This is a genomic window from Pseudomonas agarici, assembly GCF_900109755.1.
Taxonomy (GTDB): Bacteria; Pseudomonadota; Gammaproteobacteria; order Pseudomonadales; family Pseudomonadaceae; genus Aquipseudomonas; species Aquipseudomonas agarici.
Genome location: NZ_FOAR01000004.1, coordinates 257,934 through 281,553, shown reverse-complemented (window position 1 = coordinate 281,553; position 23,620 = coordinate 257,934). Strand labels below are relative to the sequence as shown.

Sequence of the window (23,620 nt, the reverse complement as noted above, 5' to 3'; positions counted from 1 at the left end):
TTGTATTGCGGAGACACTTCATGCGTACCCCCCTGATCGTCGCTACCCTCGGCCTGCTGTTGCTGGCTGACGTGGCTTCGGCGCATACCCTGGTGGCCACCAGTAACATCATCGTGCGGGCCTCCGGGCGCACCATCGACTTCACTTCGGACACCACCACCTCGATCCGCGACTCGAAAGTGGTTCGCGAAGCTCACGACGATGCCGCCAGCTTTGTCGCCAGTCATGGCGAGATCCGCGGAGCGCAACTGGAAGCCGCCTTCAATGCCTTGCGCAGCCAAGTGCCGCAAGCCCGCGACGCCAGCGACCAGGCCCTCGCCGAAGCCATTCTCGCCCTGTGAAGCCATTTGCCGGCTGGCTGCTGGCCTGCGCGCTGTTGCTAGGTAGTAACGCGGCCCAGGCCGGCCTGCAACTACGGCTCAAGACTGACGGCCTGAGCAAGGCCGAGCAGCAGGCTAGCCAAATCCTGCTCGATGAAGCCATGGCGCACCTACCGCCACGTTTTATCGAGCAATTGGACCGACGCATCGATGTCGGCTGGTCGACCGATATGCCCGCCAATGCCTACGGACAGGCGACGCTGGTCGCGGAGTTGGATCTCAACCGCAACCTACTGCCCGGTCTGGTGGATGGTTCGGCAGCCAGCAAAAAAACCTTGCGCCCCCACGGCACGGTACGCGAGGAAATGCTCGCCACCGTGTTGCATGAACTCACCCATATCTATGACCGCGCCCGCTTATGGCCCGACGCCGAACGCACGCTGATCCAGCGCTGCCGCCGACAAAGCGGGAATACCGGCCTGGTCGGCCTGCCCGATCAGTGTCGGGGCCAGACCAGCCGGCGCTTTACCCTCAGTGATGACCCGCGCCTGCTGGACCTGGCCGGCTGGCAGCAGTCGGTAGGCACTCGCGGCCAACGCGAACAGCACAACAAGCAAGTCGCCCGCAGCCCGGATAGCTATGAGATCACCAATCCCAAGGAGTTCGTCGCGGTCAACATGGAGTACTTTCTCCTCGACCCAGCCTATGCCTGCCGCCGTCCAGCGCTGTATCGCTATTACCAGGAACGCTTCGGCTGGGCGCCACGGGAGAAGGACCGCTGCGACAAGACCTTCCCCTTCCTGAATGCCGGCAACGACTTCGGCAAGACCCCACTGGGCCGGATCGATCCCGAGCGAGTCTATGAAGTCGACTACCTGCTAGCCGAAGCCAACCAGAACTGGGTCAGCCGCTGGGGCCATAGCATGTTACGCCTGGTAATCTGCGCGCCAGGCCGCCCACGCGGACCGGATTGCCGGCTGGACCTGGACCAGCACCTGGTATTGTCGTACCGCGCCTTCGTCAACGATGTGCAGCTCTCGACCTGGGGCGGCCTGACCGGTGCCTATCCATCGCGACTGTTCGTCCTGCCGTTGGCCCAGGTCATCGATGAATACACCAAGACCGAACTGCGCAGTCTGGCCTCAGTGCCGCTGACACTGTCGCGCCGGGAGATCGAGGAAGTGGTCGAGCACGCCGCCGAAATGCACTGGAGCTACGACGGCAATTACTACTTCGTGACCAACAACTGTGCGGTGGAGACACTCAAGCTGTTGCGCAGCGGCACTGATAATACTCAACTCAAGGGCCTGGACAGCATCATGCCCAACGGCCTGCTGGAAGTCCTCAAGGGTCGTGGCCTGGCCGACACCAGCGTGCTCGACGACCCGCGCGAAGCCTTGCGCCTGGGCTATCGCTTCGACTCTTACCGGGACCGTTACCAGGCGATGTTCGAGGTGTTGAAGAAGCATTTGCCGATCCGACAGCAAACCGTCGAGGACTGGCTGTCACTGTCCCCCGAAGACCGCCGCCCGTGGTTCGCCCAGGCCGACCTGCGCACCAGCGCCGCCTTGCTGCTGCTGGAACAGGCGGGGTATCGCCGGCAACTGCTGTTGGCCCAGGACGAGGTCAAGCAGAAGTACCTGAGCGGACGCGATATCAAGGACAGCGGCATGGACCAGGCCAACCGTACCTTGCAGGCTATCCTCGCCAACAGCGGCTTCCTCAGCCGCCCGGCGGAACTGCTCGGCAGTGGCGGCTATGGCTTGCCGCAACCGGGCGAATGGCAGCGCCTGGAAGCCGAGAGCAGCCAGCGTCAGCAACAGCTACAACGACTCACCGGCGACCTGGACAAGGAAGGGCGCAAACTCCTCGACCCGGCTCGCGAAGCCGAGATCGAAGCCAGCGAAGCCAACCTGAAGCGGCTCGGCGAGCATTTGCGCAGCCTGCATAAAGCGGCAGGCGGGCTGGAGCTGCCTTGATTCGCCGCCACACGACCTTGCGTCCGACTTTGCGCAACGAAAGCTGGCTGAAAGCTTGCCCCATTAGCATCGCCTCACCGCCGGCACCAGACCGGTCGGTCGTGGCGCGCCTCATAGGCGCTCGACGGCCCATTAACAACAACAATTGGTGATGCCGATGTCCGCTACGACCTGCCTGTTCGCTGCAACTGCTTCCGTGCTTCCCGCGCTGACTGAGCGTCACTAGTCGCTTCGCCTTCCCTAGCCGCGTTACGCCCGGAGTATCCCTATGCTGACTTTCCTTGGCTTCGCCATGGTCATTACGTTCATGTACCTGATTATGACCAAGCGCTTGTCCGCGCTGATCGCCCTGATCATCGTGCCGATCATCTTCGCCCTGTTCGGCGGCTTCGCCGTGGGTATCGGCAAGATGATGATCGAAGGCATCACCAAGCTCGCGCCGACCGGCGTGATGCTGATGTTCGCCATTCTCTATTTCGCCCTGATGATCGACTCCGGCCTGTTCGACCCGGCCGTGCGCAAGATCCTCAGGCTGGTCAAGGGTGATCCGCTGAAAGTCTCGGTCGGCACCGCCGTACTGGCCCTGGTGGTGTCCCTGGACGGTGACGGCGCCACCACCTACATGATCTGCGTCGCCGCCATGCTGCCGCTGTACAGTCGCATCGGCATGAGCCCACGAATCATGGCCGGGCTGATCATTCTCGCCGGCGGGGTGATGAACATGACACCCTGGGGTGGCCCGACCGCCCGTGCCGCCAGTGCGCTGCATGTCGACCCGTCGGATATCTTCGTGCCGATGATCCCAGCCATGTGTGCCGGGGTCGCGGCGATCCTGCTGATCGCCTACTTCTACGGCAAGCGTGAGCGCACCCGCCTCGGTGAACTGTCTGTGCTCGGCGATGATATCGACCATAGTGAAATCAGCGTCTCGCAATTCCCCGATGCCCGTCGACCGAAGCTGATCTGGTTCAACGGTGCCCTGACCCTGGGCCTGATGTGCGCGCTGATCGCCGGATTGTTGCCCCTGCCGGTACTGTTCATGGTTGCGTTCAGTATCGCCATGATCGTCAATTACCCATGCCTGCAACAGCAGAAGGACCGTATTGCGGCCCACGCCGGCAGCGTGTTGGCGGTCGTCGGGTTGATCTTTGCCGCCGGCATCTTCACCGGTATCCTGTCCGGCACCGGCATGGTCGAGGCCATGTCCAAGAGTTTGTTAGCGGTGATCCCGCCGGGGCTGGGGCCTTACCTGGCGGTAATCACGGCCCTGGTCAGCATGCCATTCACCTTCTTCATGTCCAACGATGCGTTCTACTACGGCGTGCTGCCGGTGCTGGCCGAAGCCGCCAGCCACTACGGCGTCACCGCTGTGGAAATAGCACGTGCCTCGATCGTCGGCCAACCCGTCCACTTGTTGAGCCCGCTGGTACCATCGACCTACCTGCTGGTCGCCCTGGCCGGTATCGAGTTTGGCGACCACCAACGGTTTACCCTCAAATGGGCAGTACTGGTGTGTTTGTGCATACTAGCCGGAGCACTGCTGATGGGGACGTTCCCGTTTTTCGGTAGCCTATAAAGACAACGCTTCACCGCCACCCCGGCAATCGGACTTAGCAGCACGAAGGCGGCTGCCGGGGTAGCCCACACTCGCGCAAAGGAATACACATGGAATGGCTGACCAACCCGGAAATCTGGGTTGCCTTCTTCACCTTGACCGCCCTGGAGATTGTCCTGGGCATCGACAACATCATCATGATCTCGATCCTGGTCGGTCGCATGCCCAAACACATGCAACAGCGCACCCGGATCTTCGGCCTCGCCCTGGCGATGATCACAAGGATCCTCCTGTTGCTGTCGATCACCTGGGTCATGCGCCTGACCGCCGACCTGTTCGTGGTCTTCGGCCAGGGCATTTCCGGTCGTGACCTGATCCTGTTCTTCGGTGGCCTGTTCCTGCTATGGAAAAGCTCCCAGGAAATCTACCACGGCTTGGAAGGTGAGGAGGAGAACGTCAGTGACGGCCCGAAAGGCAAAGGCGGCAACTTCCTCTACACCATCATCCAGATCGCGATCATCGACATCGTGTTCTCGCTGGATTCGGTGATTACCGCAGTCGGCATGGTCTCCCATGTGCCGGTGATGGTCGCGGCCATCGTGGTGGCAGTACTGGTGATGATGTTGGCGTCCAAGTCCATCGGCGACTTCATCGACAAGCACCCGTCGTTGAAGATGCTTGCCCTGTCGTTCCTGATCGTGGTCGGCACCGTGCTCATCGCCGAAGCCTTCGAAGTGCATGTGCCAAAAGGCTACGTCTACTTCGCCATGGCATTCTCCCTGGCCGTGGAAGCAATCAATATCAAGATGCGCACCGCCATGCAGAAAAAGAAACAACAACAGGATCCGGTGAAACTGCGCAAGGATGTTCCGGGTCAATAAACTCGAAACGTTGGCAGAACACCGAAAAGGGGCTTGATTTGCCCCTTTTTTGCAGTTGCATGCAATCGGCTTTGTGACAGATTTGTTTCAAAACAGGTTTTGGCTGTGCGATGCTGGCGCTTGGCCCGAGAGCCAACTAAAGCTTAAGGACAAGTCGTGGAAAGGCGCGCGGTAAATCTACATTGGCCCTTTTTGGCCAGAGCAATTCCAGGGGGCCCTCCATGCTGACCCTGCTCAATCTGCTTTCCGCCGTGACCCTGCTGATCTGGGGTACGCATATCGTCCGGACCGGTATCCTGCGGGTCTACGGCTCCAACCTGCGCCAGGTGATCGGCCAGAACATGGCCCGACGCCCGCTGGCCTTTGTCGCCGGTATCCTGGTCACAGCCATGGTCCAGAGTAGCAACGCCACGGCGATGTTGGTGACGTCCTTTGTCGGCCAGGGCCTGATGGCGCTGACTCCAGCCCTGGCAACCATGCTCGGCGCCGACGTCGGCACCGCGCTGATGGCCAGGGTATTGACCTTCGACCTGTCCTGGCTGTCGCCGTTGCTGATCTTTCTGGGAGTGATCTTCTTCCTCTCGCGCAAGCAGACCCGCGCCGGACAACTCGGGCGCGTGGGCATCGGCCTGGGGCTGATCATCCTCGCCCTGCAACTGATCGTCGAAGCCGCCGTGCCGATCACTCAAGCCCAGGGCGTGAAGGTGGTATTCGCCTCGCTGACCGGCGACATCCTGCTCGATGCCCTGATCGGCGCGTTGTTCGCCATGATTTCCTACTCCAGCCTCGCCGCCGTGCTGCTGACCGCCACTCTGGCAGGGGCCGGGGTGATCAGCCTGCCGGTCGCCATCGGCCTGGTGATCGGCGCGAATATCGGCAGCGGCGTGCTGGCCTTTCTCGGCACCAGCATGCGCAACGCCGCTGGCCGCCAGGTCGCCCTGGGCAGCCTGCTGTACAAGCTGATCGGCCTGCTACTGATCATCCCCGTGCTCAGTCCCCTGGTGCGCTGGATCGACAGCCTGGACTTCAGCCCGCAGGAAATGGTCATCGGCTTCCACCTGATCTATAACACCGTGCGCTGCCTGCTACTGCTGCCCAGCGTCGGCCCCATGGCCCGGTTGTGCGCCTGGCTGCTACCGGAGCGGCCCGAGGCCAACGGCAAGGTCAAGCCCCGACACCTCGACCCGGCCGCCCTCGATACGCCGAGCCTGGCGCTGTCCAGCGCCGTGCGCGAAACCCTGCGCATCGGCGACCTGATCGACAACATGCTCGCCGCCATGCTGGATGTGCTGCAAGGCAAACAGACCGCCGTGGCCATTGAGATGCGTCGCCTGAGCGATGATGTCGAAGTGCTGTACAGCGCGGTCAAGCTCTACCTGGCGCAGATGCCTCGCGAGGACCTCGGCGAGCACGACAGCCGCCGCTGGGCGGAAATTATCGAGCTGGCGATCAACCTGAAGCTGGCAGCCGATCTGATCGAGCGTATGTTGCGCAAGGTTCAGCAGCAGAAGACCGCAAAACGCCGTTCATTCTCGGAAGTTGGCTTGGAAGAATTGGCCGGGCTGCACAGCCAGTTGATCGACAACCTGCGTCTTGGCCTCTCGGTGTTTCTCAGCGCCGACCCGAAAAGCGCCCGTCAGTTACTGCGGGAAAAACGCCGCTTCCGCGCCCAGGAAAGGCGCTTGGCCCACGCCCATGTCAGTCGCCTGCAACGCAAGATCGTCCAGAGCATCGAGACCAGCTCCTTGCATCTGGAGTTGATTGCCGACATGAAGCGTCTGAATTCGTTATTCTGCGGTAGCGCTTATGTGATCTTGGAAACCTCCGAGACCGGCGCACTGGCTTTGGAAGAAACAGCCGATATCACACACTCGCCTTGAACGCTCACGGTTGGCTTGTTGTCTGTGCGTAGTGGCCTGTGTGGCTGGTTCTGTCAGTCCATTGCGGCGACACCAGCCTCCGGTCCGCATTGCTGTAGCTCGCCATAGCCGGCTATGCCTCGTCACAGCGCCTCGGCCATGGACGTGTGGCATCCGAATTTGAGCTGACGAACTAACCGTAAAGGCCACTAGAAACCTATCCTCGGAAAATGGTTATGCGTTACCTGCTGCTCGTGTACCTACTGCTCACCTTCGCCCCTGCCCATGCCCTTGATCGTTTCCAGGTCGAGGGCTATCAGTTGCCCAACGGTCTGCAACTGCTGCTCAAGCCCGGTAGCGAGCGCGGGCATGTGGCGATCCGGCTGGTGGTGGGCGTCGGCTTCGACGATTTCGCCTGCGCCGACAAGGAACTGCCGCACCTGCTCGAACACCTGCTGTTCAGTGGCGTCGACGGCGGCGGCGAGGACGACCTCGAGGAACGCATGCAGGCCCTCGGTGGCGAGTGGAACGCCTATACCAGCGACGCCGATACCACTTTCGTGATCGAAGCGCCGGCCAGCAACCAGCGCAAGATTCTCGACTTGCTGCTGGCCGTCCTCACTCAGACCCGCTTCAGCGACGCCGATATCGCCACCGCCAAGCAGGTAGTGGAACGCGAGGACGGCGGGCACTACTCACACTTGCAGCGTTGGCTGGATATTCAAGCGAGCGGGCATCGCAGTAGCGATCAATTGGCCATGGAACTGGGCCTCAAATGTCCCGGTCGGGCAGAGGTCGGGCACCTGACCCGCGAGCAACTGGAGGCCGTGCGCAAGAACTGGTACGCGCCGAACAACATGACCCTGATCATGGTCGGCGGGCTCGATCGCCTGCTGCCGGCTTATTTGGACCGGACCTTTGGCGCACTGGAACCCATCGAGCCCAACGACCACCTGCCTCTCCCGCAGATCCTCCACCATGGCGCCGCACAGCGCGACCTGATCCGTGGCTGGATCGGCAACGGCGCGAAGATCCACTGGCTGTTTCCGGAGCCTGCATCGCAAGGCCCATCGGACGAAGCCATCGACCTGCTCAAGGACTACCTGGACTGGACGCTCTATCGCCAATTGCGACTGGCCCACAGTCTGTCCTATGGCCCCTGGAGCGAACGCGAAGTGCTCGGCGGCGTCGGCTTCTTCAGCCTCAATGCCGATGTCGAACGGGAGAACCTCGGCCAGGCGCAACAAGTGTTGACCGAGCTGAAAGAGCAGCTGCTCAAGGACGGTCTCGACCCGGCGACCTTCGCGCGCCTGCAACAAGCCGCCATCGCCCGCCAGGCCTGGGCGGTGCAGGGCAATAGCGCCCTGGCCGATTACTACTGGAGCGCGCTGGAGGATTACCAGGACGGCCACTTCACCGACCCGGCCAAAGCCCTGGCGGCCGTGACGCTCAAGGAAGCCAACCTGGCCCTGCGCAAACTGTTCGAACAGCCGGGCTACCTGCGGATCGAGAAGCCATTGTTGAGCTATGACCAGTTGCTGTGGTTGGGCACGGGGCTGGTGGGGCTGATCGTGTTGGCTCTGTTGGGTTGGCGCGCCCGTCGTCGCTAGTGGCCTGTACGGTGAGTTCGTTAGCTCAAGTTCGGATGCCATAAGTTCATGGCTAAGGCGCTGTGACGAGTCATAGCCGGGCTATGGTGAGGAACAGCAACGCAAGCCAGGGATTTAGGGCGCCGAAATTGACTCATAGAACTAACCACACAGGCCACCAGGGCCTGTGGCGTGTCCATCCGGCAAGCCAGCTCCCATCCTCCGCGCTAAAACGGTATTGTGTCTGGGTATTTCTCCCGCCAGCACTGTGAATCGCCGAATGCCGAAATTAGCCCTTTTAATCCAGCGCCTCCTCGAATTGATGAAGCGTTATCCGGGGGTTGTCGCAGCCTTTGGCTTCTGCTCGGGGATCGCCAGCTTCATCCTGGTCGACCGCCAGCAGAGCAAGGCCAGCCTAATCGCCATCGTACTGTTGCTGAGCTGGCTTTGGCTGATGTTGGAAGGTGTGCTGACCCAACTATTCAGCCGCCTGTTCAAACGCGAGATCCCGGAACCGCTGCTGCGTTACGCGACACAATTGATCCACCAGGAAAGCCTGTTCTTCGTTCTGCCGTTCTTTTTCATTACCACCACCTGGAACAGCGGCCAACTGGTGTTCACCAGCCTGCTCGGTGCGGCGGCGCTGGTGTCGATCATTGACCCGCTGTACTACAAGTGGCTGGCACCGAAACGCTGGCTGCTGCTCGGCCTGCACACCCTGACACTGTTCGCCGCCTTGCTCACCGCGTTGCCGATCATCTTGCACCTGACCACCGCCGAGAGCTACAAACTGGCACTGGGCACCGCCATGTTGCTGTCGATCCCCAGCCTGGCGGTCAGTCTGCCGCCGCGTGGCGTGCGCGGCTGGCTGATGCTGGTCAGTGTGACTCTGGCCATCGGCGGCTCGGGCTGGCTGCTGCGCTCCTGGGTGCCGCCCGCGACGCTGTGGATGACCGAGGTCGCGCTGACCACGCAATTGCAGGACCGCACCCCCGGCGATAGCCTGAAACAAATCAGCGCCAGCCAGGTTCGCAACGCCGGACTCTATGCCTACACTTCGATCAATGCACCGCGTGGGTTGGACGAGCGGATCTACCATGTCTGGGAGTTCAACGGACATGAAGTCGACCGTATCGCCCTGGATATCCACGGTGGCCGCAAGGAAGGCTACCGTGCCTGGACCCACAAGCAGAACTTCCCGGCCAATCCGAGCGGGAACTGGCTGGTGCGGGTGCTCACCGAAGATGGACAGATGCTCGGCGTGTTGCGTTTTAAGATCACCGACCAAGAGTCGTCGGCAAACACCGTGCAATTCTAGCGGTCATGCTATTAAAGTGCCTTGCGTCAATGCCTATCAACCTTGGAGTTTATGATCATCAGCACGATGGCCGGTAACGCCCAACTGGATACCTCAAGCGCGCCCCGACGCCTGCGCATCAGCGGCGACTGGACGCTGGCCCATTACACCACACTGAAAAAGCATACCGGCGGGCTGATGGGCAAGTATGACGCCACCACCGCCGTCGACCTCGACCAACTGGGCGCCCTTGACACCGTCGGCGCCTCGCTGCTGGTGGAACTGCTGGGTGCCGAACGCCTCGGGCAACTGGCCGACCACGCCGAGCACCTGTCCGCCGCCAACCGGGCGCTGCTGCAAACCGTCTACCGGGCGCTCGCCGACTTCCGCGCACCGCTCAAGGAGGCGGAGCCAGCAGCCGGCATGCAGTTGCTCGAAAGGATCGGCTGCGCCGTGGACCAGGTGTGGAAAGACACTCTGCAACTGCTGGGTTTTATCGGCCTGATCCTGGAAACCTTCGCCCGCGGCCTGTTCCGGCCCTCGCGCTGGCGGGTCACGGCAATGGTCGCCCACATCGAACAGACCGGCCTCGATGCCGCGCCCATCGTTGCCCTGCTGACCTTTCTGGTGGGAGCCGTGGTGGCGTTTCTCGGCGCGACGGTGCTGGCAAGCTTCGGCGCCAGTATTTTCACCGTAGACCTGGTGGCATTCTCCTTTCTGCGCGAATTCGGCGTGCTGCTGACCGCGATCCTGATGGCCGGTCGTACCGCCAGCGCCTTTACCGCGCAGATCGGGTCGATGAAGGCCAACGAGGAAATCGACGCCATTCGCACCCTCGGCCTCGACCCCATGGAGTTGCTGGTGTTGCCACGGGTTTTAGCGCTGCTGATCGCGCTGCCGATGCTGACCTTCCTCGCCATGCTCTGCGGGATTGTCGGCGGCGGCGTGGTCTGCGCATTGTCGCTGGGCATCTCGCCGGCGATGTTTCTCTCGTTGCTGCAAGCCGATATCGGCATCCAGCACATGCTGGTCGGCCTGGTGAAGGCACCGTTCTTCGCTTTTCTGATCGCCGCCGTTGGCTGCCTGGAGGGCTTCAAGGTCAGCGGCAGCGCCGAATCGGTCGGTACCCACACCACGTCCAGCGTGGTCCAGTCGATCTTTATCGTGATCGTGCTGGATGCGGTCGCCGCTTTGTTCTTCGTGGAGATGGGCTGGTGAGCCGGGTGATGCGGCCGTCGAGCGAGGCGGTGATCCAAGTACGCGGGCTGTGCAATCGTTTCGCCAGCCAGAGTGTCCACGAGCACCTCGACCTGGAACTGTACAAGGGCGAGATCCTTGCCGTGGTCGGCGGCTCCGGCAGCGGCAAATCGGTGCTGATGCGCAGCATCATCGGCCTGCGCCAGCCCAGCGAGGGTCAGGTGCGGGTGTTCGGCCAGGACCTGCCCAACCTCTCGGAGCAGGCCCGCTCGCAGGTCGAGCGCCGCTTCGGTGTGCTGTTTCAGAAGGGCGCACTGTTTTCCTCGCTGACCGTCAGAGAGAACGTCGCCCTGCCACTGATCGAGCACGCCGGCCTGAGCCGTATCGAGGCCGAACACCTGGCCTGTATGAAACTGGCCTTGGTCGGGCTGCCACCGACCGCCGCCAACAAATACCCGGCGTCGCTGTCCGGCGGCATGATCAAGCGCGCCGCCCTGGCTCGCGCCCTGGCGCTGGACCCGGACATTCTGTTTCTCGACGAACCCACCGCCGGTCTCGATCCCATTGGTGCCGCCGCCTTCGACCAACTGATCCTCACCTTGCGCGATGCCCTGTGCCTGAGCGTGTTTCTGGTCACCCATGACCTCGACACTCTCTACACCATCACCGACCGGGTCGCGGTGCTGGCGCACAAGCGTGTACTGGTGGCGGATGCGATCGATCGGGTTGCCGAGACCGACGATCCGTGGGTACACGAATACTTCCATGGCCCCCGTGGCCGCGCCGCATTCGAAGCGGCTACACCGCTTAAGGAGGGATGAGATGGAAACCCGCGCCCATCACGTGATGATCGGCCTGTTCAGCGTGCTGGTGGTGCTCAGTGCCTTGTTCTTCGGGCTGTGGCTGGCCAAGTCCAGCGTCGATACCGCGTTCAAGGACTATGAGGTGGTCTTCAACGAGGCGGTCAGCGGCTTGTCCAGGGGCAGCCCGGTGCAATACAGTGGGATCAAGGTCGGCGACGTACTGCAACTGAGCCTCGATCCGCAGGACCCACGCCGGGTACTGGCGCGCATCCGCCTGGTCGGCGACACCCCGATCAAGGAAGATACCCAGGCCAAGCTGGCCCTGACCGGCATTACCGGCACCTCGTTGATCCAGCTCAGTGGCGGCACCCCGCAAAGCCCGGAACTCAAGGGCAGGGATGGCAAACTGCCGGAAATCATCGCTTCGCCGTCACCGATTTCCCGGCTGCTGAGCGACAGCAATGACCTGATGAGCGGCATCAACATGCTGCTGCACAACGTTAATACCCTGTTCTCTCGGGAGAACGTCGAACGCGTCAGCCAAACCCTCGACAACCTCCAGCGAGCCACCGAGGCTATCGCCGGCCAGCGCGACGATATCCGTCAGACCCTGCGCCAGATGCCTCAGGTCGGCAAGCAGATGAGCGCCACCCTGGAACAGACCTCGCGGCTGATGCGCAATGCCAACAACCTGCTGGACCAGCAAGGCTCCCAGGCCCTGGGCAGTGCCGAACGCGCCATGCAATCACTGGAGCAGACCAGCGCGACCATCAACCAGTTGCTAGTCAACAACCAGAACTCGGTCGACAGCGGGTTGCAAGGACTCAATGAACTGGCTCCGGCGATCCGCGAGCTGCGCGACACCCTGAGTGCCTTGCGGGCCATTTCGCAACGTCTGAACGCCAACCCCAGCGGCTATTTGCTCGGCCGTGACAAGAACAAGGAATTCACCCCATGAGGCTTGCCCGTCGCACCCTGAGCCAACTGACCCTGTTCACCGGACTGGCCCTGGGCAGCGCCTGCTCGATCCTACCCCAGGCCGAACCCGCGGATGTCTATCGACTACCGACCGCGCAGAACAGCATCCCGGCCCCCAACAGCCTGCCGCTCAACTGGTCGTTGCGCATTGCCAAGCCCGTCGCCAGCGATGCGTTGAACAACCCGAACATCGCCGTGTTGCCCCAGGGCGACCTGATCAGCCACTACAAGGCCTCGCGCTGGAGCGATCCGGCGCCGGTGCTGCTGCGTAACCGCATCCTCGACGCTTTCCAGCGTGATGGCCGGGTGCGCCTGCTGAGCACCGACGATAGCAACCTGCAGGCCGATTTCGAGCTGGGTGGCGAGTTGCAGGCGTTCCAGACCGAGTATCGCGGGCAGGACGCCGAGGTGGTGATCCGCTTCGACGCACGGCTGGTGCGCGGCAACGACCAGCGGATTCTTGCCAGCCGGCGCTTTGAAGTGCGCCAGCCGATCACTGACAAGCAGGTGCCCGGCGTAGTGGCGGGCTTCGGCCAGGCCGGAGACAAACTGACCGGACAATTGATCGGTTGGGCGGTGCAACAGGCGAACGAAAGAACTCCCACGGCGCGCTGAGGGTAGTTGTGGCAAGCGGACTTGTGGGAACTCAACCAAAGAACCAATAACACACCGCGATAGCCGCCAACACCCCGGCCAGCTCCGCCAGCAAGGCGCAACCTACCGCGTGTCGCGCGCGCTGGATATTCACCGCGCCGAAATACACCGCCAGGACATAGAAGGTGGTTTCGGTGCTGCCCTGAATGGTCGCCGCCACCAAGGCCGGGAAGCTGTCCACGCCCTGGGTTTTCATGGTTTCGATCAGCATCGCCCGAGCCGCGCTACCAGAGAAGGGTTTGACCATCGCTGTCGGTAACGCATCGACAAAACGGGTGTCCCAGCCGGCCCACTGCACCAAATGGCGAATGCCGTCGAGGCCGAAGTCCAGCGCCCCGGAAGCTCGCAGCACACCGATTGCACAAAGCATCGCCACCAGGTACGGGAGCAGGTTCTTGGCAACGTCGAACCCTTCCTGGGCGCCTTCGACAAACGCTTCGTAGACCTTCACCTTGCGCAGCGCGCCGATCATCAGGAACAGCATGATCAGGCCGAACAGTGTCAGATTGCCGAGGATCGATGACAAACCGGCCAGGGCCGTCGCCGACAGACCGGCCAGCACCGCCATGAAGCCGCCGAGTAGCAATGCGCCGGGCACCAGATAGGCAAGCACCACCGGATCCCATAAACGCAAGCGCTGCATCACCGCCACCGAGAGCAGGCCCACCAGGGTCGAGGCGCTGGTTGCCAACAAGATCGGCAGGAACACCAGGGTCGGGTCCGGCGCGCCTTGCTGGGCGCGGTACATAAAAATAGTCACCGGCAGCAGGGTCAAGGACGAGGCGTTGAGCACCAGGAACAGAATTTGCGCGTTGCTCGCCACGGTCGGGCTCGGATTGAGCTCCTGCAGGGCACGCATGGCCTTGAGGCCGATGGGCGTGGCAGCATTGTCCAGGCCCAGGCCATTGGCGGCGAAGTTGAGGGTGATCAGGCCGATAGCTGGGTGGCCGCGAGGGACTTGCGGCATCAGGCGACTGAACAACGGACCGAGGGCCTTGGCTAGCCAGTCGACGATCCCGGCCTTTTCGGCGATCCGCAGAAAGCCCAGCCAGAGCGTCAGGGTGCCGAACAACAGGACCATCACCTCGACCGACAACTTGGCCATGGCGAAGATGCTTTCCACCATGGCGGCGAAAATCCCGCTGTTGCCGACCGCCAGCCATTGCGCCAGGGCCGAGACCATTGCCACCAGGAAAAAGCCGAGCCACAGGCCATTGAGCATCGAAAGAACTCCTTAAAGATGCGGCGAATGATAACGGTCGGGCCAAAAACAACAAACCCCGGAAAATCCGGGGTTGGTCCGTGTCGCTGCAAATACCCCAAACCTGTGGGGCCGGCACTGTGCTGGTGGGAGCAGAGCCTGCTCAGGAAGGGACTGCGCAGATTGCTAAAAGCTTCGCGGCGCTCCGCTGTCCCGGCAGGCTAATCCTGTCAGCCCTTGGCAATCTCGCCGGCCGGCGGCACTTCCTTGCTGCGCCAGTGCGGCAGGGAATTCCAGTAGCGCTGGCCCTTGGCGTCGTCATACATGCCTTCCCAACGAGCGATCACCAGCACCGCCAGGGCATTGCCAATCACGTTCAGGGCAGTACGCGCCATGTCCATCACGCGATCGACGCCCGCGATAAAGGCTAGGCCTTCGAGCGGAATGCCCACGCTGCCCAGGGTCGCCAGCAACACGACGAAGGACACTCCCGGTACGCCGGCGATGCCTTTGGAGGTGACCATCAACGTCAGTACCAACAGCAATTGCTGACTGATGGATAGGTCGATGCCATACAACTGGGCAATGAAGATTGCCGCGATGCTCTGGTACAGGGTCGAACCGTCCAGGTTGAACGAGTAGCCGGTTGGCACCACGAAGCTGCAAATGGCCTTCGGCGCACCGTAGGCTTCCATCTTCTCGATCACCCGTGGCAGCACGGTCTCCGAACTGGCGGTGGAATAGGCCAGTACCAGCTCATCCTTGAAGATCCGCATCAGCTTGAGCACCGAGAAACCGAACAGGCGAGCAATCAAGCCGAGCACGACAAAGGCGAAGAAGATAATCGCCACGTAAACCAGCACCACCAGCTTGGCCAATGGCAACAGCGAGGCGAAACCGAAGTTGGCCACCGTCACCGCGATGAGGGCGAACACGCCGATCGGTGCGTAGTTCATGATCATGTGGGTGACCTTGAACATGCTTTCCGAGACGCCCTGGAACATCTTCACCAACGGGTCGCGCAACTCCGCCTGCAGGCTCGACAGCCCGAGACCGAACAGCACCGAGAAGAAGATGATCGGCAGCATCTCGCCACGCGCCATGGCGGCAAAGATGTTCGAGGGAATCAGGTTGAGAATGGTTTCGATGAACGCATGCTCATGCTGCACTTCGGCGGCGGTCGCCTGGTACTTGGAGATATCCACGGTACCCAGGGTACTCATGTCGATGCCCGTGCCCGGATGGAACACGTTGGCCAGCAACAGGCCGACAACAATGGCGATGGTGGTGACGATTTCGAAGTAGATGATGGTCTTGAGGCCAATGCGCCCTAGCTTCTTCGCATCGCCAACACCGGCGATGCCGACCACCAGCGAGGAAATGACAATCGGGATCACAATCATTTTGATCAAACGGATAAAGATATCGCCCGCCGGTTGCAGGACGTTACCGACCCACCAGGCCTTTTCCGCACTGAAATGGTTGAGTAGCGCGCCGATTGCAATCCCCAGTACCAGACCGATGAGGATCTGCCAGGCAAGGCTGAGCTTAGCCTTCTTCATGTCATTACCCTTACTTCAAGTTGACTCAGACACAAGCGTCTCGCCCGCACGTCTTGGCGTGCGCAAAGCGCCGGCATCTGCCCCATGGAAGGTCACCGCAAGCAAGCCGAAAGGCTCTTTGGCGGGCGAAAAAAGGCGCAACTATTCCGATGCAAGAGTGGCACGTCTAATGCCGTAAACGCCTACCCCATGCCGAATCAGCATGATCTTTATCTAACAATTCCCCTTTTCAATCCCTGAAAACAAGACATTTCTGCCGTTGAGGCCACCGTGAACCGGCCATTCCAGAGCTATTTGCCTTGTCTCGATAGATGAATAAAAGACCGCTGTATTTGCGTAAAAGTCTTAGAGGTTCAAGCATCGGCAGAACGCCGCGGAGGGAAGTTTTCTAGATATACGGTGGCAGCGAGGATCGGATCCATTATTAATCAGCGCTTAATGTCGTAATGACATATAGACCAAACAGCGGCAAGCCACAGGGACCACCTGCAGTTTGCCGCCTGTTACCTTCGCCTGACCCGGCCCTTGCGCAGGTACTCCCTGTACCCGTAGGTCGCTCCGATCCAGAAACAATCAGAACATCCCGGCCCCTTGGTCATGCACCCGCTGTCTTCGAGCGGTGCAGGGGCAGAAGCTCGCGTCGAGCTTCTGCTCGTTCAATACATCGAACTCAGTGTCCGTTCGGGTCTTTGCGCAGTTGCTCTTTCAACAAGGCCTGCATACCTGCGTCCGGCTGGCCGAGGAAACGATAGTCGACGGGCAAGCCAGCCGACCAGTCCACCAACATGCCATAGGCGTCTTCCTTGTCGAGGCTGACAGCGACGATCAGGCGTTTGTTGAGGCAACTGTCGACGGTCTCGCACAAAGGTCCGACGAGGTATTTGTCGCCGTCCTCTTCCACTGCGTTCATCTGCTCGGCACTGCCCGACAGGTTTATCACCCATTCCGGCAGGCGCTCTTCTTTCCCTACGACGTCCCGCCAGGCCTGACGGTACTCGGGGGAGGCGCTCAACAGCTCATTGACCCGCGCCTGGCCATCATTGGCCGCCAGGGCCCAACCAGCGCCGCCCACCATCAGGCCGGCGACGAGGACTTTGAGGGCTGGCACGGACATATCAACCTCGCCCACGCCGACCGAAGAAGAACGAAGCTATAAACATCACCAGGAACACGACAAAGAGAATCTTGGCGATACCCGTGGCGGTGCCCGCGATACCACCGAAGCCCAACACCGCGGCAACAATGGCAATGATCAGGAATGTGATTGCCCAGCTCAACATGATGATTCTCCTTACCTTGACCTGCGTTTTTTTGCCGCTGCCTGTGACGGCTCACTGCTGTGGGCCCTGCAGCCTTGCCCTCTAGAACACCCAACGCTCCTGCAGCGGCATGTCAGCCACCGGCTCGGCTTGCTCGACCGGCGTCAGGGTATAGGCGCCACCGTCGTCTGAAGCACTGCCGACAGCGCTAAAATGGGTCTGGATCGGGGCATGGAAAGGTACTGATCGCGCCTCGGCCAAGGGCTGACTCCAACGCTGAAACGCCTGGCCCACGATCAGCGTCACGAGCAACGCAAAGAGCGCAAAGAGTCCTTGCTGCCAGTGCAGTGGCGAGACGTGAAATGAGACGGTACGTTGGCGTTTCATCCTGAAGCTCCTCCGATACAGTGTTTATTCTAGGTTGAAGCGGCGACACACCTGTTCAACCTCTGGCAAGAGGACTGTTGCAGCCCGCATGCCAGCTTTTTTGTCAGACAAAAATCAATGAAATCATAAAGTTATAAACGGCAAAAAAAGACTCGAAGCAGCATCTTGCACGATGTCGGGGTTGTGGTCGTGCGAAATGCACGATAGGTTCACGCAAGAGCGCCTGGAATGCGAGAGCAAATCAGCGGCAAATCCGCCGGAATTAGCTGAGGCGTCGGCTGTCGGAAGCAAAGAGATCAAAAAATTCCCTAAATCAGCGGGTTAGCAATCAGAGAAAGAGACCGTTACCCTGCTGGCCTTGGCCTCGACCCGAAGAAACCCTACAACCTGCCCGACCTGTCCGGGATCCGTCAGAAACAGTCATATTTAAGGAGCGTGGGACATGGAATCAGCCACGGAACACCAAGGCCGCATTCTACTGGTGGATGATGAGTCCGCCATCCTTCGCACTTTTCGCTACTGCCTGGAAGACGAAGGCTACAGTGTCAGCACGGCCAACAGTGCCGCCCAGGCCGAGACCCTGCTACAGCGCCAGGTATTCGACCTGTGCTTCCTCGATCTGCGCTTGGGCGAAGACAATGGCCTCGATGTGCTGGCCCAGATGCGTATCCAGACACCCTGGATGCGGGTGGTGATCGTCACCGCCCACTCTGCCGTCGATACTGCTGTCGATGCGATCCAGGCCGGTGCCGCCGACTATCTGGTCAAGCCTTGCAGCCCCGACCAACTGCGCCTGGCCACGGCCAAACAGCTGGAAGTCCGGCAACTGTCCGCGCGCCTCGAAGCCCTTGAAGGCGAAGTACGCAAACCCAGCGACGGCCTCGACTCCCACAGTCCGTCAATGATGGTGGTGCTGGAAACCGCTCGCCAGGTCGCAAGTACCGATGCCAATATTCTCATTCTCGGTGAGTCCGGAACCGGCAAAGGCGAGTTGGCTCGGGCCATCCATGGCTGGAGCAAACGCGCAAAGAAGTCCTGCGTCACCATCAACTGCCCGTCGCTGACCGCCGAGTTGATGGAGAGCGAGTTGTTCGGCCATAGCCGGGGGGCTTTTACCGGAGCCAGCGAAAGCACCCTGGGCCGGGTCAATCAGGCTGATGGCGGGACGCTGTTCCTCGACGAAATCGGGGATTTCCCGCTGACCCTGCAGCCCAAGCTGCTGCGGTTTATCCAGGACAAGGAATACGAACGTGTCGGCGACCCCGTGACCCGCCGCGCCGATGTGCGCATCCTCGCCGCCACCAACCTGAACCTGGAAGACATGGTGCGCGCCGGGCGCTTTCGCGAAGACCTGCTCTACCGACTGAACGTCATCACCCTGCACTTGCCACCCCTGCGCGAACGTAGCGAGGACATCCTGACCCTCGCCGATCGGTTCCTGGCCCGCTTCGTCAAGGAGTATGCCCGACCCGCCCGAGCCTTCAGCGACGAAGCCCGTGAAGCGCTGATCAACTATCGCTGGCCGGGCAATATCCGCGAACTGCGTAACGTGGTCGAACGTGCCAGCATCATCTGCTCGCAGGAGCGCGTGGAGATCGGCCACCTCGGCATGGCCGAGCAGCCGACCAACAACGCCCCGCGCATCGGCGCGCCGATGAGCCTGGACGAACTGGAGAAAGCTCATATCGGCGCGGTCCTGGCCACCAGCGACACCCTCGACCAGGCCGCCAAGACCCTGGGTATCGACGCCTCGACGCTGTACCGCAAACGTAAACAGTACAACCTGTGAGCCAGCCCCCATGAAGCTCACCGCTATGAAGTTGCGCACTCGGTTGTTCCTGAGCATTTCGGCGCTGATCACCGTGGCCCTGCTGGGATTACTGCTGGGACTGGTCAGCGTGATGCAAATGGCCAAAAATCGGGAGTCATCGGTCAGCGACAACTTCATCACCCTCGACCTGAGCCTAAAGCTGCGCCAGAGCTTGGGCGATCAGTTGATCATCATGCTCAGCGAGAAACCCGACCAGACGACCCTCCAAGCCTCGCGCACGCACTATCTGGAGCTGCTGCGCGAAGGCATCGAGCATGAGCCGAACAGCAACCTGCGCCGCGGCTTCGCCCAGGCCCTAACCGACTACCAGGACTTCCTGCAGGTCTTCGACCGCTCACGCCGCGGGATGGCCAGCAAGGAAGAGCTCACCGCCAGCTTCAACACCCTGCGCAACGGCCTGATCGTCGAAAACCAGCAGGCTCTGGACAATATCAGCGCCATGGAAAGCCAAGCCCGTGACCGCGCCCTGCTGATCGCCGGCCTGCTCGGGCTGGTCGGGCTGGCGGTACTGATCATTGGCTTTATCACCGCCCATGGCATCGCCCAGCGTTTCGGCGCACCGATCGAGGCCCTGGCCACAGCGGCGGATAATATCGGCCGAGGCAATTTCGAAGTCACCCTACCGATCTCCTCGGCTGTGGAGATGAACCAATTGACCCGACGTTTCGGGATCATGGCCGAAGCCTTGCGCCAGCATCAGGCGACCAATATCGATGAACTGCTGAGCGGCCAGCAGCGACTGCAATCGGTACTCGACAGCATCGACGACGGGCTGCTGATGATCGATCGCCAGGGCAGCCTGGAACACCTCAACCCGGTGGCCCAGCGCCAGTTGGGCTGGGACGTCGAGCGTCTCGGCCAAGGCCTGGGCGAGGCTCTCGGACGGCCGGAGCTGGACGAGCAACTGAGCCTGATTCTACGCGGCGGCGGCCTGGAGCGGGCGCCGGAAGATCTCAAAGTCGAAGTCGAAGGCGAATCCCGTCTGCTGACCTACAGCCTGACGCCGGTCAGCCACCCCCAGGGCCACATCCTCGGAGCGGTCATGGTCTTGCACGACGTCACCGAGCAGCGGGCGTTCGAGCGCGTGCGCAGTGAGTTCGTCCTGCGTGCCTCCCATGAGCTGCGTACTCCCGTGACCGGCATACACATGGCTTTCGGCCTCTTGCAGGAGCGCCTGCACTTCGACAGCGAATCGAGGGAAGCCGACCTGCTGAACACGGTCAACGAGGAAATGCAGCGTCTGATGCAACTGATCAATGACCTGCTGAATTTCTCGCGTTACCAGAATGGCCTGCAAAAGCTCACGCTGGCGCCCTGCGATATCGAAGAACTGTTGGAAAACGCCCGTGAACGCTTCGCCGACCAGGCCCTCGCTCATGACATCGACCTGCAAGTCGAGGTTCAGCCACCGCTACCGCGCCTGCATGCCGACCAACCGCAATTGAAGCAGGTGATCGACAACCTGCTGGACAACGCCCTACGCCACACCGCCGACGGCGGGCAGATCCGTTTGCAGGCACGGCGGCATGGCGAGCGGGTAATCATCAGTGTCGAAGACAATGGCGAAGGCATTGCCTACGGCCAACAAGGGCGGATCTTCGAACCCTTCGTGCAGATCGGACGCAGGAAAGGCGGGGTTGGCCTGGGCCTGGCACTCTGTAAGGAAATCGTCCAGTTGCATGGCGGACGTATGGGGGTCTATTCGCGACCGGGGCAGGGCACCCAGTTCTACATGGCTCTGCCGCTCTAGCGGCCTGTGCGGCCACCAGTTAGGTCTCGTCATCCAGGCGCCGGGCACCCCGACTCCGGCCACAGCTGATCATCTCGATAAACTGTACAGCGGTCAGGGCTCGGGCGAACAACCAGCCCTGTCCATAGTTGACGCCTTCGCTGCTGAGCAATAGCGCCTGGGCTTCGTCCTCGATACCTTCGGCAATCACCTGCAACCGTAGGGAATGGGCCATGCGGATGATATGCGGGGCGATGCCGCTGCTGGCCGCATCATGCCCTAGCGCATCGATAAACGCCTTGTCGATCTTCAGGCAGTCCACCGGCAGCGTCTGCAGGTAAGCAAGGCTGCAGTAACCGGTACCGAAGTCGTCGATCAACACCTGGTGCCCGACATCGCGCAGGGCCTGCAGGTTGTCCCGCGCTACCGCGACATCGATCAGACTGCGCTCCGTCACTTCGAAGGCAATCTGGCTGGCTGCCACTCGGTGCGTCCGTAGCAGCCGGCCAATGACTTCGCCGATACGCGGGATCATCACATCGCAAGCCGCTAGATTGACCGAGATATACAGTTGCGGATTGGCGCGTAACACCGGTCCGAGCTGCTCCAGCAGACGCTGGAGGACAAAGTCGGTGATCTGGCGGATCTGCCCGGTGTCTTCCGCCAGGGGAATGAACAGATCCGGGCTGGTCAACGTACCGTCAGGACGACGCCAGCGGATCAGCGCCTCGGCACCGACGCAATGACGACTGCTCAGCTCGAAGATCGGCTGGTACAGCACCTGCAACTCGCCTCGACGCAACGCCCCCTGCAACTTGCCGTTAAGCGACTGGTGCTTTCGGGCGAACTGCAGGGTCAAGCCACCCATACAGACCGCGATCAGCAGGCTGGCGGGCAGCAACCACCACCAGAGCGGGTTGAGCCGCAACTGCATGGCGCTACGCGGCGCAACCATCACCAACTGATACTCGGGGGTGTGGGTTGGCATGCGATAGATCAATTGCTGATCAGTGATCAGTAGCGGGTCGCCGTCTCGGGTCGGCCAACCTAGCGGCGGCCAGCGCTGAATCGGTCCCAGGATCGGAATCGCCCGCCGGTCGTGATTGACCACCACCAGCAGGCCGGCACCGGGCGGCAGCTCGACGACATCGGTCAGATGACCACGGGAGGTCGAGACCCGGAAGTTGCCACGCCCGAGTATCAACGCCGCGAGATTATCGTCGGGTTGGGCCGAGGTGTTGAGCCAATAGCTGTAGGTTGGACCGCGAATATCCGGAGCTTGGGAGGCAACCCAATCCCGTCGAGGCCGATTGGAACAGGACTGGAAGGCATCGATGTAAACCGCTTCATAAATAAACCGATAGCTGAAGCTCAGTTGCTGCAAGGTAGCGATCATCTGCGCACCGTAATCATGCAACGGCTGGACCTCAAGCAGATCGAGACCCTCGCGCAACTGACCGAAAAGCTGCTCCAGGCGCTCCAGGAAGCGTTGGCCCTGGGCATTCATCTGCTCGCTTTCGTGCCGCCGAACCTGGTGCGCCACCAGAACCAGGCTGGCACTCAACAGCACGGCAGCACTGATCAAGGCCGCGAGCAACGCCAGCGACCAGGGACGAAAGAACCAGGAGCGCAATGTCTCGCGAGCGGCCGGCATGATGAAATATCCGAAGAGTCACTCATGACTTATAGCAATTCATTGACACAATAGCGCTAGCCGTTCGGCAGTGACGTTATTTTGACTGATTAAGCACCTGCAAGATCGCTGCGCTCTGCGCATCGGCCACGCCATCGAAACGCGCCGGACGGAAATGCATCTGGAACGCCGCGAGTACATGCCGTGTGGCCACATCCCATTCGCCGGTCTGCGGTGTGCTGTAGCCCAGGTACTGGAGCTGCTGCTGGAACCAGGTCGGGCTCGGCAACTGATAGGCGTAGACCTCTTGCTGACGCATCACCGCCTGCTCGTCCGGCCACACCCCCAGTCCTTCGGCGGCCAGGCGCTTCCAGGGGAACAGCGGGCCCGGGTCCTGTTTGCGCAGCGGAGCGATATCGCTATGGCCGATCACATCGCGCGGCTCGATATTGTTGCGCTTGACGATATCCTTGAGCAGGACGATCAACGCTTGCACCTGGGCCTCGCTGTAGGGATACCAGACGCGCCCGGCAGGCGTGTCACGAAAGCCCGGATTGACGATTTCGATACCGATCGAGCTGGAGTTGAGCCAGGTACGTCCTCGCCACTCGCTTTCGCCCGCATGCCAGGCGCGCTGACTCTCATCCACCAACTGATAGAGGGTCGCAGGGTTGTTGTCACCGATCAGGTAATGGCTGCTGACCTGGCCACGGGTCAGCAGGCGCAGTGAATTGTCCATGTTCGTCGAGGTGTAGTGGACGACGACGAACTGCACGCGATTATCATGATTGACCGACGGGTGGCTGTTATCGATGCGTGGACCGCTGGAGCAACCCGCAAGCACCAGGGCTGCGAACAGAAGGGAGAGCAATTTCATGAGAGATGACAGGCCAAGACAGTAACGCA

The 23,620-nt window shown here is 61.2% G+C and carries 20 protein-coding genes; 13 read left to right on the top strand and 7 right to left on the bottom strand.

The window, feature by feature from the left end:
• Window positions 1-20: 20 nt before the first annotated feature.
• From BMX68_RS06060 to BMX68_RS06010, 11 genes are all read left to right on the top strand, one after another.
• A complete protein-coding gene (locus BMX68_RS06060; RefSeq protein ID WP_017132109.1) occupies window positions 21-341 on the top strand; it encodes a DUF2388 domain-containing protein in 321 nt (106 codons plus the stop codon).
• On the top strand, window positions 338-2,299 hold the full coding sequence (locus BMX68_RS06055; protein WP_017132110.1) for a DUF7844 domain-containing protein: 1,962 nt from the start codon (window positions 338-340) through the stop codon (window positions 2,297-2,299). The genes BMX68_RS06060 and BMX68_RS06055 overlap by 4 nt, the downstream gene beginning before the upstream one ends.
• Window positions 2,300-2,567: 268 nt before the next feature.
• On the top strand, window positions 2,568-3,875 hold the full coding sequence (locus tag BMX68_RS06050; RefSeq protein ID WP_017132111.1) for a CitMHS family transporter: 1,308 nt from the start codon (window positions 2,568-2,570) through the stop codon (window positions 3,873-3,875).
• 89 nt (window positions 3,876-3,964) lie between these two features.
• Window positions 3,965-4,735 carry a TerC family protein gene (locus BMX68_RS06045; RefSeq protein ID WP_017132112.1) on the top strand — a complete coding sequence of 257 codons (771 nt, stop codon included), beginning with the start codon at window positions 3,965-3,967 and terminating at the stop codon, window positions 4,733-4,735.
• Window positions 4,736-4,956: 221 nt separating this feature from the next.
• Entirely contained in the window at window positions 4,957-6,615 is a 1,659-nt protein-coding gene (locus BMX68_RS06040) for a Na/Pi cotransporter family protein (RefSeq protein WP_060783023.1), read from the top strand.
• Between the two features lie 215 nt (window positions 6,616-6,830).
• The gene (locus tag BMX68_RS06035) at window positions 6,831-8,204 is read left to right on the top strand and encodes a M16 family metallopeptidase (RefSeq protein WP_017132114.1); all 1,374 of its coding nucleotides are present in this window, start codon (window positions 6,831-6,833) and stop codon (window positions 8,202-8,204) included.
• 259 nt (window positions 8,205-8,463) lie between these two features.
• Window positions 8,464-9,501, top strand: a complete 1,038-nt coding sequence (locus BMX68_RS06030) for a DUF5924 family protein (protein WP_017132115.1) — start codon at window positions 8,464-8,466, stop codon at window positions 9,499-9,501.
• Between the two features lie 51 nt (window positions 9,502-9,552).
• Window positions 9,553-10,698, top strand: coding sequence for an ABC transporter permease (locus BMX68_RS06025; protein WP_017132116.1), 1,146 nt, complete (start codon window positions 9,553-9,555; stop codon window positions 10,696-10,698).
• Between the two features lie 8 nt (window positions 10,699-10,706).
• Window positions 10,707-11,498 carry an ABC transporter ATP-binding protein gene (locus BMX68_RS06020; protein WP_218165207.1) on the top strand — a complete coding sequence of 264 codons (792 nt, stop codon included), beginning with the start codon at window positions 10,707-10,709 and terminating at the stop codon, window positions 11,496-11,498.
• 1 nt (window position 11,499) lies between these two features.
• Window positions 11,500-12,438, top strand: a complete 939-nt coding sequence (locus BMX68_RS06015) for an MlaD family protein (protein WP_017132118.1) — start codon at window positions 11,500-11,502, stop codon at window positions 12,436-12,438.
• Window positions 12,435-13,073: an ABC-type transport auxiliary lipoprotein family protein gene (locus tag BMX68_RS06010; protein ID WP_017132119.1), complete on the top strand. Its 639-nt coding sequence runs from the start codon at window positions 12,435-12,437 to the stop codon at window positions 13,071-13,073. Before BMX68_RS06015 ends, BMX68_RS06010 begins: the two co-directional genes overlap by 4 nt.
• Before the next feature lie 31 nt (window positions 13,074-13,104).
• Here BMX68_RS06010 and BMX68_RS06005 read toward each other — a convergent pair whose 3' ends face one another.
• The 5 genes from BMX68_RS06005 to BMX68_RS05985 all read right to left on the bottom strand — a co-directional run bounded on the left by BMX68_RS06005 (window position 13,105) and on the right by BMX68_RS05985 (window position 17,521).
• Window positions 13,105-14,334 (bottom strand): nucleoside recognition domain-containing protein, encoded by a 1,230-nt coding sequence (locus BMX68_RS06005; protein WP_017132120.1) that lies wholly within the window; start codon window positions 14,332-14,334, stop codon window positions 13,105-13,107.
• A 209-nt stretch (window positions 14,335-14,543) separates the two neighbouring features.
• Window positions 14,544-15,875: a glutamate/aspartate:proton symporter GltP gene (gltP, locus tag BMX68_RS06000; RefSeq protein ID WP_017132121.1), complete on the bottom strand. Its 1,332-nt coding sequence runs from the start codon at window positions 15,873-15,875 to the stop codon at window positions 14,544-14,546.
• 670 nt (window positions 15,876-16,545) lie between these two features.
• Window positions 16,546-16,989: an inhibitor of vertebrate lysozyme family protein gene (locus tag BMX68_RS05995; RefSeq protein ID WP_017132122.1), complete on the bottom strand. Its 444-nt coding sequence runs from the start codon at window positions 16,987-16,989 to the stop codon at window positions 16,546-16,548.
• Between the two features lies 1 nt (window position 16,990).
• Window positions 16,991-17,155, bottom strand: coding sequence for a DUF1328 domain-containing protein (locus BMX68_RS05990; protein ID WP_003170804.1), 165 nt, complete (start codon window positions 17,153-17,155; stop codon window positions 16,991-16,993).
• An 81-nt stretch (window positions 17,156-17,236) separates the two neighbouring features.
• Entirely contained in the window at window positions 17,237-17,521 is a 285-nt protein-coding gene (locus tag BMX68_RS05985) for a hypothetical protein (RefSeq protein ID WP_017132123.1), read from the bottom strand.
• Window positions 17,522-17,963: 442 nt separating this feature from the next.
• Between BMX68_RS05985 and algB the strand changes: the two genes are divergently transcribed.
• On the top strand, window positions 17,964-19,310 hold the full coding sequence (algB, locus tag BMX68_RS05980) for a sigma-54-dependent response regulator transcription factor AlgB (RefSeq protein ID WP_017132124.1): 1,347 nt from the start codon (window positions 17,964-17,966) through the stop codon (window positions 19,308-19,310).
• Between the two features lie 10 nt (window positions 19,311-19,320).
• Complete coding sequence (locus BMX68_RS05975; RefSeq protein WP_026013193.1) at window positions 19,321-21,102, top strand: ATP-binding protein; 1,782 nt, start codon at window positions 19,321-19,323, stop codon at window positions 21,100-21,102.
• A 19-nt stretch (window positions 21,103-21,121) separates the two neighbouring features.
• Here BMX68_RS05975 and BMX68_RS05970 read toward each other — a convergent pair whose 3' ends face one another.
• Both BMX68_RS05970 and BMX68_RS05965 read right to left on the bottom strand, forming a co-directional pair.
• Window positions 21,122-22,735: an EAL domain-containing protein gene (locus BMX68_RS05970; RefSeq protein WP_017132126.1), complete on the bottom strand. Its 1,614-nt coding sequence runs from the start codon at window positions 22,733-22,735 to the stop codon at window positions 21,122-21,124.
• Between the two features lie 76 nt (window positions 22,736-22,811).
• Window positions 22,812-23,591: an N-acetylmuramoyl-L-alanine amidase gene (locus BMX68_RS05965; protein ID WP_017132127.1), complete on the bottom strand. Its 780-nt coding sequence runs from the start codon at window positions 23,589-23,591 to the stop codon at window positions 22,812-22,814.
• Between the last annotated feature and the right edge of the window lie 29 nt (window positions 23,592-23,620).

What these genes read in the sequence shown, in the direction of transcription:
- BMX68_RS05985 (WP_017132123.1), bottom strand. Translation starts at nt 17,521, where the DNA reads ATGAAACGCCAACGTACCGTCTCATTTCACGTCTCGCCACTGCACTGG.
- algB (WP_017132124.1), top strand. Translation starts at nt 17,964, where the DNA reads ATGGAATCAGCCACGGAACACCAAGGCCGCATTCTACTGGTGGATGAT.
- BMX68_RS06010 (WP_017132119.1), top strand. Translation starts at nt 12,435, where the DNA reads ATGAGGCTTGCCCGTCGCACCCTGAGCCAACTGACCCTGTTCACCGGA.
- BMX68_RS05965 (WP_017132127.1), bottom strand. Translation starts at nt 23,591, where the DNA reads ATGAAATTGCTCTCCCTTCTGTTCGCAGCCCTGGTGCTTGCGGGTTGC.
- BMX68_RS06025 (WP_017132116.1), top strand. Translation starts at nt 9,553, where the DNA reads ATGATCATCAGCACGATGGCCGGTAACGCCCAACTGGATACCTCAAGC.
- BMX68_RS06040 (WP_060783023.1), top strand. Translation starts at nt 4,957, where the DNA reads ATGCTGACCCTGCTCAATCTGCTTTCCGCCGTGACCCTGCTGATCTGG.
- BMX68_RS06015 (WP_017132118.1), top strand. Translation starts at nt 11,500, where the DNA reads ATGGAAACCCGCGCCCATCACGTGATGATCGGCCTGTTCAGCGTGCTG.
- BMX68_RS05995 (WP_017132122.1), bottom strand. Translation starts at nt 16,989, where the DNA reads ATGTCCGTGCCAGCCCTCAAAGTCCTCGTCGCCGGCCTGATGGTGGGC.
- BMX68_RS06005 (WP_017132120.1), bottom strand. Translation starts at nt 14,334, where the DNA reads ATGCTCAATGGCCTGTGGCTCGGCTTTTTCCTGGTGGCAATGGTCTCG.
- BMX68_RS05970 (WP_017132126.1), bottom strand. Translation starts at nt 22,735, where the DNA reads ATGCCGGCCGCTCGCGAGACATTGCGCTCCTGGTTCTTTCGTCCCTGG.
- gltP (WP_017132121.1), bottom strand. Translation starts at nt 15,875, where the DNA reads ATGAAGAAGGCTAAGCTCAGCCTTGCCTGGCAGATCCTCATCGGTCTG.
- BMX68_RS06035 (WP_017132114.1), top strand. Translation starts at nt 6,831, where the DNA reads ATGCGTTACCTGCTGCTCGTGTACCTACTGCTCACCTTCGCCCCTGCC.
- BMX68_RS05975 (WP_026013193.1), top strand. Translation starts at nt 19,321, where the DNA reads ATGAAGCTCACCGCTATGAAGTTGCGCACTCGGTTGTTCCTGAGCATT.
- BMX68_RS05990 (WP_003170804.1), bottom strand. Translation starts at nt 17,155, where the DNA reads ATGTTGAGCTGGGCAATCACATTCCTGATCATTGCCATTGTTGCCGCG.
- BMX68_RS06060 (WP_017132109.1), top strand. Translation starts at nt 21, where the DNA reads ATGCGTACCCCCCTGATCGTCGCTACCCTCGGCCTGCTGTTGCTGGCT.
- BMX68_RS06030 (WP_017132115.1), top strand. Translation starts at nt 8,464, where the DNA reads ATGCCGAAATTAGCCCTTTTAATCCAGCGCCTCCTCGAATTGATGAAG.
- BMX68_RS06020 (WP_218165207.1), top strand. Translation starts at nt 10,707, where the DNA reads ATGCGGCCGTCGAGCGAGGCGGTGATCCAAGTACGCGGGCTGTGCAAT.
- BMX68_RS06045 (WP_017132112.1), top strand. Translation starts at nt 3,965, where the DNA reads ATGGAATGGCTGACCAACCCGGAAATCTGGGTTGCCTTCTTCACCTTG.
- BMX68_RS06050 (WP_017132111.1), top strand. Translation starts at nt 2,568, where the DNA reads ATGCTGACTTTCCTTGGCTTCGCCATGGTCATTACGTTCATGTACCTG.